The following is a 3,980-nucleotide window of genomic DNA, read 5'->3' on the forward strand; positions in this document are numbered from 1 at the left end:
CCAGAACAACGTCGTCAACCACGACGAGACCACCTTCGTCGGCCATGACCGCAAAGAACAGGTCGAGCACGACGAAGTCATCGACATCGGGCATGACCGCACGGAAACGGTAGGCAACGACGAGCAGGTGACCATCGGCCAAGACCGGCGCCACGACATCGGCCGCGACGACTACCTGACCATCGAACGCAACCACACCATCAACACCGGCAAGGACAGCACCGAACAGGTGGGCAACCACCGCCGAGACAAGACCGCCGCCAACCACTGGGTGGAGATTGGTGGGCACCTGGAGCAGCGGGTGGAAGGTAATGCATCGCTGGGTGCAGGCAAGTCAGTTATCCAACGCTCGCGCCTTGTCGAACTACAGGCTGGAGAAGTCTTCCGCCTGCACGGCCCCGGCGGAACCATCACGCTGCACGACGGAGGCATCACACTGGAGGGGATCGCTATCACCATCAAGGGCCCGCTGACCCGACAAGGCGGTGGAAAAAGCAATTCGCTGTCGATGGCTGGCACGCCTGACGGTGACATGTCCCTCGCTGAAAACTGGCTGTGGCGGTTCACCCGCTGACTCAAGGAGCGAGCCAAGATGTCGGATACGCCGAAACCCACATCCCGAATGGGCTACCCCTTCAACGCGAAGGACGGCAAACCCTTCGCCGATGCCCAGCCAGCTTATGAAGGTCTGGCTTTCGCAGACGGCGGACACTTTCCACTGGGCGACAACGGCCACTTCCATGGCGGGATTCACTTCGACCGAGCAACCGCCAATGCCTTTTCCATCGACGAAGGCGTGCATTGCCTGGCCGACGGGGAAATCGTCGCCTACCGGCTCGACAGGTCATACCCGGATGCGACGCCCGCCGCCGATACGGGCGAAGACCAGCCGGGCACGGAAAAGGCGGCTTTGCGACCGTACTCCACCGGCTTCGTGCTGATCCGTCACCACCTGCAGGCGCCCGCATTGCCGGCGCCAGCCAGCGACGACGAGGTGGCGCAGACCATTACCGAACTGGACTATGGAGCGCGGCTGGCGACGCGGGAGAATGGCCCCACCATCGGCTGGCTCCCGGTATACGCGCGCGTGGCGCTGCTGGACATGCGGGACGGTTGGGTCAAGGTGCGCATCCTGCCGCCATCGACCGCCACCTGGACAAATGAGCCGGAGGCCGAGCCCTGGCTCCAGGCCCGCAGCCTGGACAAGGTGCCACCCCGCTTGCCCAATCGCTGGTTTGGCGGGGAGCCGCCGACCGCCATGGTTGTGCTGGGCAGCCAACCGCGCCCCATGGCGCAACCCGACGCGACACAACCTCAAACCCCATCGATGCCAACGCCGTCCCTGGTCCTGTACAGCCTGTACATGCACCTGGCCGATGGCGCCACCTACGATGCAAAGCCGAACCTGCCACGGCCTGGATGGTGGTCGAAAAAACAGTACCGGGCCGGGCCCAGGACCCGCAACAGATGGACATTGCAGGGCACGCTCATCGAAGGACTGATGGTCAGGTCCACCCCGGTCAGCAGACCAGACAACGAGCTCGGCATCCTCGTGCGTGGGTCGCGGGTGGAAGTCGAGCCGATCGCCGGAAACGACAAGTGGGTCATGCTCAGGAACATCGTCGAGGGCGGAGTCGCCACCAAGCCTGACGGCGCACGGGTCACCAGCCTGATGGAGAACGGATACGTCTTCCTGAAAGAACTGGACGAGCTTCTGGTTCCTGAAGCGTTCGACAGCATCCAACTGCCATCGCCTCCCATTCCCATCGACATGGGCACGGTCATCGGCCATATGGGCGAGCAGGTCTCCAGTTGCGAAACCCTGTTCCTTGGCCAGGCCGCCTCGCGCCCGACGCTGCACCTGGAAGCCTTCAGCGCCGATGACGTGCCGCAGTTTCTTCGCGACAGCCGGCGCCATGCGGACAAGCTACCGGAACGGCATTGGACACTACTCGGGTTGCGCAAAGGCGATGCGCTGAAGAGCGAGCCCAGGGATGACGCAGCCACCATCATTGAGCTAGAGACGGACTGGACCGAAACCATCACCCGCGATACCACGCAGCAACAGGATGACCAGGGACAGACCTGGATAAGCGTGACGGTCCACCGCGCGGCGGGCTCCACCGTTCAGGGATGGGCTAAGGACCAGAACCGACGCCTCACGCCCTGGCACTGGCCCGGTTTCGAGGTGGTCGATGCTGCCAGCAACGACGCGGGAACCTGGTGGGAAGGGACTGCGCAAATCTTCGTCGACTTCCTCAGAGGCGGCCCCAGACCGCCCGAAACGCCATTCTTCCAGCAGATCCGGCAACTGGTGGACTCGAACAGGGACGGCAGGCTGACCGAGGAGGAACTGGATGCCGCCTTGAAGGACAGGGCCGTCGCGAAGCGCATCGGTGGTTTGATCGCCTTTCATACCAGCGAATGGCATGTCCCGTCCTGGGCCAGCAAGTACGGCGTGATTTCCGACATCGCGCTGAAGTTTGGCCAGCGGGCGATGGACAACGTCGAGGCGGAAAAGAATTGCGTGTTGCGGTTGCGCTGGTGGAGTGAAGTGGCTTCGAGCGTTGGATTGCCGGGAGATGCAAAGGTCTACCACTTTCATCCGATTGGGTTGGCGGGAAATTTCAACTTGATCCCTCCACAGTTAATTACTCTAGAAATGCTAAACTTAGCAAACCCCAGCGGCCTGCAAAGCTACCATGAAAGCATATTGCCAATACTTAATGCGTATGCGCCAATTTATGGAATAGATACTCCTATTCGTATAGCGCATTTTCTGGCTCAGACTGGTCATGAAAGCGGGTTTAAAATAAGACAGGAAAACGGAAGTTATAGCGCAGTAAGGATGCGAATGATATTCGGCTGTAGAGGCGGGCAGAAAAATTACATAACCGCAACAGACAGTTGCGAACTTGGGAAACTAAGGATCAAGCTTTGGAGCCAGGAAAACACTTATGCAAACAATCCAGTTAATTTATTGAGCTACGTTTATTCAGATCGGATGGGAAATGGTAACGAAGCATCTCAGGAAGGATATAAATACAGAGGACGCGGGCTAATTCAATTAACCGGAAAAGATACATACAGGAGATACATGAATCACCACAATAGCGCTATCCCAGAAGACATACAGGATTTCTTGTCAAATCCAGACCTTATCTCAACAGAGATAAGGTACGGTATTGAGTCGGCTTTTTGGTATTGCATGGCTAATAATTTTTCTGCTGCCGCAGACAAAGATGACCTCACAAAGACAACCTTCATAATAAATGGCGGAACGAACGGATTAGAAGATAGAAGAACTAGACTAAACTCCCTCAAGAAAGCCATGGGCATCTAGGAAATGTTAAAATCTTATCATTTCACAATCTTACTTCTATTATCATTTTTCTGCAGCGCAGCTGAATATAGAGCCAACCTATGCAACAAAAATGAAAAGATACTTCTAAATTGCCTATCCGGAATAAAAATAGCCTCAATATGTGCATCTAACGATGCAACACGCTCATCGGGGTATGCTAAATATAGATTTGGCACACCCCAAAAAATTGAGCTGGAATTCCCCCCCCAATATGCCCCACCTTCTGCCAGCTTTAGCTTTAATAGTATTCCAAGACCCGGCGGATCAATGGCAACTATAAGCTTTACGAATGGAAACCATACTTACCTAATAAAAGATGAATCAGGCCACCCACCAGGTGAAGAAACTGGCTTTGAATCGAACACAAAAATACTGATTTACAAAGGAGATAGCCGAGTCAAAGAAATTTTGTGTGAAAATTACAACTCCGGATTCAATTCAGGACTATATGAAATTTTTGAAAATGAAAATTAGCACTGACGCGGAAACCTAGTGGGAAGGGACTGCGCAGGTCTTCGTCGATTTCCTCAGAGGCAGGTTCTACCCCGTTAACACGGACACTTTCGAGTAAGCTCACACCGTGCTGAAGGAGTGTTCATGAAGCGCAAGAAATACA

At 55.6% G+C, this 3,980-nt stretch carries 2 protein-coding genes and 1 pseudogene; all 3 read left to right on the top strand.

What is annotated here, in order from left to right; genetic code table 11:
• Positions 1 to 574: pseudogene (locus HMPREF2886_RS13170) on the top strand (type VI secretion system tip protein VgrG); the annotation flags it as partial.
• Between the two features lie 18 nt (positions 575 to 592).
• Positions 593 to 3,343 carry a glycoside hydrolase family 19 protein gene (locus HMPREF2886_RS13175; RefSeq protein WP_070747560.1) on the top strand — a complete coding sequence of 917 codons (2,751 nt, stop codon included), beginning with the start codon at positions 593 to 595 and terminating at the stop codon, positions 3,341 to 3,343.
• 3 nt (positions 3,344 to 3,346) lie between these two features.
• Positions 3,347 to 3,838, top strand: coding sequence for a hypothetical protein (locus HMPREF2886_RS34270; protein WP_128688766.1), 492 nt, complete (start codon positions 3,347 to 3,349; stop codon positions 3,836 to 3,838).
• The last annotated feature ends 142 nt before the right edge of the window (positions 3,839 to 3,980 follow it).

This window comes from Pseudomonas sp. HMSC066A08 (assembly GCF_001813025.1).
GTDB lineage: Bacteria > Pseudomonadota > Gammaproteobacteria > Pseudomonadales > Pseudomonadaceae > Pseudomonas > Pseudomonas aeruginosa.